General features: G+C 37.3%; 8 protein-coding genes. All 8 read right to left on the bottom strand.

All coding sequences use genetic code 11. From position 1 onward, the window contains the following. The coding region (locus tag G632_RS20760) for a hypothetical protein (protein WP_035783190.1) at positions 1-212 on the bottom strand (212 nt) is incomplete at its 3' end. 4 nt (positions 213-216) lie between these two features. Next, positions 217-732: an NAD glycohydrolase toxin immunity factor gene (ifs, locus tag G632_RS0118175; RefSeq protein ID WP_022770945.1), complete on the bottom strand. Its 516-nt coding sequence runs from the start codon at positions 730-732 to the stop codon at positions 217-219. A 43-nt stretch (positions 733-775) separates the two neighbouring features. Next, complete coding sequence (locus G632_RS0118170; RefSeq protein ID WP_155828930.1) at positions 776-1,084, bottom strand: hypothetical protein; 309 nt, start codon at positions 1,082-1,084, stop codon at positions 776-778. A gap of 25 nt (positions 1,085-1,109) precedes the next feature. Then, the gene (locus tag G632_RS22465; protein ID WP_022770943.1) at positions 1,110-1,235 is read right to left on the bottom strand and encodes a hypothetical protein; all 126 of its coding nucleotides are present in this window, start codon (positions 1,233-1,235) and stop codon (positions 1,110-1,112) included. Between the two features lie 42 nt (positions 1,236-1,277). Continuing rightward, on the bottom strand, positions 1,278-1,520 hold the full coding sequence (locus G632_RS0118160) for a hypothetical protein (RefSeq protein WP_155828929.1): 243 nt from the start codon (positions 1,518-1,520) through the stop codon (positions 1,278-1,280). Positions 1,521-1,540: 20 nt separating this feature from the next. After that, on the bottom strand, positions 1,541-2,308 hold the full coding sequence (locus tag G632_RS0118155; RefSeq protein WP_022770941.1) for an alpha/beta hydrolase family protein: 768 nt from the start codon (positions 2,306-2,308) through the stop codon (positions 1,541-1,543). Between the two features lie 13 nt (positions 2,309-2,321). Beyond that, a complete protein-coding gene (locus tag G632_RS0118150; RefSeq protein ID WP_022770940.1) occupies positions 2,322-3,599 on the bottom strand; it encodes a GAD-like domain-containing protein in 1,278 nt (425 codons plus the stop codon). Continuing rightward, entirely contained in the window at positions 3,593-4,180 is a 588-nt protein-coding gene (locus G632_RS0118145; RefSeq protein ID WP_255344697.1) for an SMI1/KNR4 family protein, read from the bottom strand. Before G632_RS0118145 ends, G632_RS0118150 begins: the two co-directional genes overlap by 7 nt. Between the last annotated feature and the right edge of the window lie 193 nt (positions 4,181-4,373).

Raw genomic sequence — 4,373 nt, 5'->3', positions numbered from 1 at the left:
GACCATATTTCTACATGCCTTTTATCATCCTCAAGAGAAGCGTGATATTCCTTCCCTTCATATATAGCATATCTTCCTGTTTTATCCATTCTTATTATTTTTTGCCTTTCTTCAGCAATCACAAAAGCTAATTCCTCAGGTATTTCATCAAAAGAGCTAAAGATGTTTTCACGATATATCTTTCTATCATCTTCAATAAACTCATATTTCATTTTATCAATTTATACTACTAGAAAAGATGGAATTTCTTTTGATAGTTCGTTGCACCCTATCCCAAAATGTATTGTTATCGCTAGCATACATTTTGCCTCTATACTGCTTTAGCTTAAGTTCCATATCATTAGTTTTCTGTACTAATCTTTTTATCCTACCACTATCAAAGACTATAAAAGGTAAACTCGGGAATTTTCTCTTCATTAACTGCTCACTAATGACATAATCATAGACCTGGAACAACTGAGCAGCATCTCCATTATCTATCATGTCATCAATAGCGTCCAACATTTGCAGATTAATGTTTTTATTCCCACTTTCATAAATTGGGTAAACAACATTTTCAAACATAACATCTGCATCAGTTACATCTAAGTAATAGGAATCCCGTTTATAAAATCGATACTTTTCATCATATCCCGTAAGCAGAGTTTTAAGACTCACATTCAAAAGTGCCTCTTCTGCTCTCTTTACACTCATATCAGTAAAAACTGTATCTTTAATTACAAAATCTGACATTATTTCTCCTCTTAGTGTTGTTTTTGGATATCTGCATCAGAAATTATTTTCCCATCATCTTTTCCTGATAGATTCTTTCTTCTAAGGAAATCTTCCTCTTAAGGGCCTGACAAGCTTCACTTTCTGTAGAAAACACCCTTCTATACTGTGGTATTCCCCTTTCAGAATCGGTTATGAAGATGCAATATTTTCCGTCTTCTCCTTTGAAAATACCATATACATCAACACAGTTATCCCATTGAGAATCCTTGTAAACAAGGTCACCCCTTACGTACTTCTTTATGCTCATACCTACATGCGCCATAAAGAGTCCCTCTTGTGCTAATTGTGCTTCCAGTTCATTAATTAACATTTTTATCACCTCACAATCTCTTTTATCATACCCATGTAGCATTAATTGCCGGATCGTCAATATATGAAACATCATCCACGTATATCTCGCTATCTTCATTGGTCTTCCTGATCTCAATATGAGATTCATCTACTTCAAATTTTGGATCCATTTCACTCTGTACGTCCTCTACGCTGTTAGCTGCAATAAGACTCTACTTTTGCCATTCAGGCCTTAATCTGAAATGTATTGTTCCGTATAACTGGCTAATAATTTCCTCTTCAGGCCCTCTAGTTTCATATTCTTTTTGCCTATCATCCACCTCTAAGATTACCCATTCATCACCGTCTTTCCAGCAACTTATTGTATCAGCCATATTTGATCGTTTACCTAAATAGATTCCTAAACTCTCTAAATCAATATCTTTTGTCATTTCTACCAATTCTGAAAATGTCATACCTAGAGGCACTCCTATATTTATTTGTGGCATTGTATTAATTCCTCCATGAACTCTTTTACCGCCTCAGTAACAAGTTCCAGATGATAGTCATAGCAATGATTATCTCCAGGAATCGTCACAAACTTGCAGTTCTTGTACTGCTTGGAAAACTTGACGGAAACCTCATACGGTACAGCTTCATCCTGATCTCCGTGAACGATAAGTACAGGCTTTTGATATTTGTCCACAAAATCTTCAACCCTTATTGTCTGTGCGACTCTGGCGTAATTACCCTTGAGCTTTCTTCCGTCCCAGGCTTCCATTTCATCGGGAATGTTCTCTGGATCGAATTTCAAGCCGAGAAGTTCGCCTTTTCTTGCGATTTCCGGAATCATAGCAGCCGGTGACAACGGCATGATTGCCTTGATGATATCTCTTTCCATGGCTGCTGCAAGCATTATTGATAGACCGCCCTGTGAATGACCTACCATGTAAATGTCCGTAACAAAATCAAGTTTCCTTGCATAGTCAACAACAGCCAGTATATTTGTAAGCCACTTAAAGAGTGTATGATCCTCAAATTTACCATCGCTCTTTCCGTGTCCGTACATGTCTGCTCGAAGAGTCGCCACTCCAATCTCATTAAGAGTCTGTTGAACAGCAACAATATGTCTTTCCTCACTATGACCTGTAAAGCCATGAATTATGATGCCCAAAGGGCACTTTTCAGGGTTCCTCTTGGGCATATCCAAATACGAATTCAGTTTTATTCCATCACAATCAATGTCCAGTCTGTAATCTGCCATTCCCAATATCCTCTTAATTCTTGGCGCGCATATAGTCAATGTATTTATCTCTGATAGAATCCGCAGGGAGGTCAAATCTTACCCCGTGCTCATATAATTCGTCCAGCAGTTCTTCAACATTATCATAATAGCTGATACGAATACTGCGCTTTTTGTTTTCAAAGAAAAGCTTCAGCTGCTCAAACTCGACATTTCTTTCCCTTCTCTTGATCAGTTCTGCATGATCGATTGAACTGTAAGCAATTCGAAGTTTCTCTTTGTTATTAGAATAGTAAACAATGCAATCCTCAAAGATGCGATAATACTTTGATATAAAAATATTATAAATATAGATACTCAATGCTATTATCGCCGCCAAAACCAGAAGCAGATAATACTTTTTCAAAGCAAAAGCAAAAATCATAAAAATAACAGCTACTAATACAGCAAAAAATGCAAACAGAATCCAAAAAGCTATTTTTGATGATTTACTATACTTAAGCATTTTCCCGTCCTTCCTGACTTCTATTTCCCGGGCCAGCATGCCAAAGGCAATATCCTCATCCATACAACCCATTTCAAAACCGGTTCTTCCCCTGTCTTCAGTATGGTAAATTATCCATTCCTGAATCCTCTCGTCAAAGAATACCCCGTATACAAACTCTGTCTGTCCTCTGTAATCCTCATCGATCACTATGTTCTGGCAAACTTTTTCTTCATATGCTTTTTTCTGTGCAAGGAAATCTTCTCGTGACATACGCTTAGGCCTGTCCTCATATGCAACAGAATTATCCTGGCGCAGCAGAAGATCAAAGTATTCTTTTAGCTCTATCTTCTTCAGATGTACTACTCTTCTGTAACCACAGGCTCTTACCAGCGGGTCGTAGTAGTAGCACTGACTGTAATTAAGCTTTCCTCTGATCCTGTCTATTGATCTGAAGGACCTGTAATCCCAAAGTTCAGGATCAAAGTTCTCACTCTTAAGTCCCTCAAGGAATTCACTGATATCAGATGCCATGGGTCTGCGCGTTCCATAACCACACTTAAGCAGTCCCACAGCTCCCAAGCTGTCCAGATAGACAACATCCCCCAATCCGGTAATCATTACCGGAGCCACGATATCCTCTTTTGGAAAAAGAGCTTTCACCTGATTCGAATACTCATCTGGATTTATCACTTTGAAAAAGCCATTCATAAAGCTTCCAAAGCCCTGCTCTTTCCATATGGTGAGAAGCTCTGATGGTAAGGCGCTTTCATATTTTGTTTTTATCTCTTCAGTTATGTCGCTGAACTTTACATAGTTTTCTAGCATGATCTCAAATTCCTAACTTCTTCTTGATTCATTCCAAAATATTTATCTATTTCAGCTTGCCACATTTTTCTTAATCCATCTGTAATCTTGTCCGCTTTTCCTTTAGCAATCATCATCTGCTCTCTCTCTTCAATTGAAAGCATTGCTTCTTTTCTAATCCTCTCGCTTTTGCATTTTGAGATGAAAGAAGAGAAATCATCTGCCAAAAGCTCTTTTCTATCGGCATCATGATACATGAGCCAAATAGTTCCGTCCTTATAATTCAAACAAAAATAATCTCCAAACACATTACATGCAATAGGCAATAATCCATTTTCAAAAAGTGTTGTACCCGTTTCACTTTTTACTTGTTCTAATAAATCCCAATTTCTATCAGATACATCAACTCCGAAAAAGCCTCTCACATCACTTCTGTTTTTTCCGTGCCATTCTGTATTAGGAGTCTCGCCCCCATTATATCTTTCAATAAAACTTGCATATTCCTTTGGCAGTTCGATCCCCAACGTTTTTTCTATTCTTTTGATATCAATTTGGTCTATATCAGTTTTGAATTTTGAAATAAGCATGTTCACCTCAATGATATTAGCAATAAAAGTTTTATTTTTGATTTCATAATTCCATAACTGTAACCTCGTAAATGTTTGACAGCTTGTTTTCTAAAGGAACCCTTGCGTAATATTGCTGGTCATTGTCGAGTTCAAAAGTTACTATTCTGGTCGGGATGTCTTTTCCCCAGTAATTCTTTACATAATCCTTGTAATCGTTAAAGTCTTC

The organism is Butyrivibrio sp. NC2007 (genome assembly GCF_000421405.1).
Taxonomy (GTDB): domain Bacteria; phylum Bacillota; class Clostridia; order Lachnospirales; family Lachnospiraceae; genus Butyrivibrio.
This window is presented reverse-complemented; position numbering and strand designations above follow the sequence as displayed.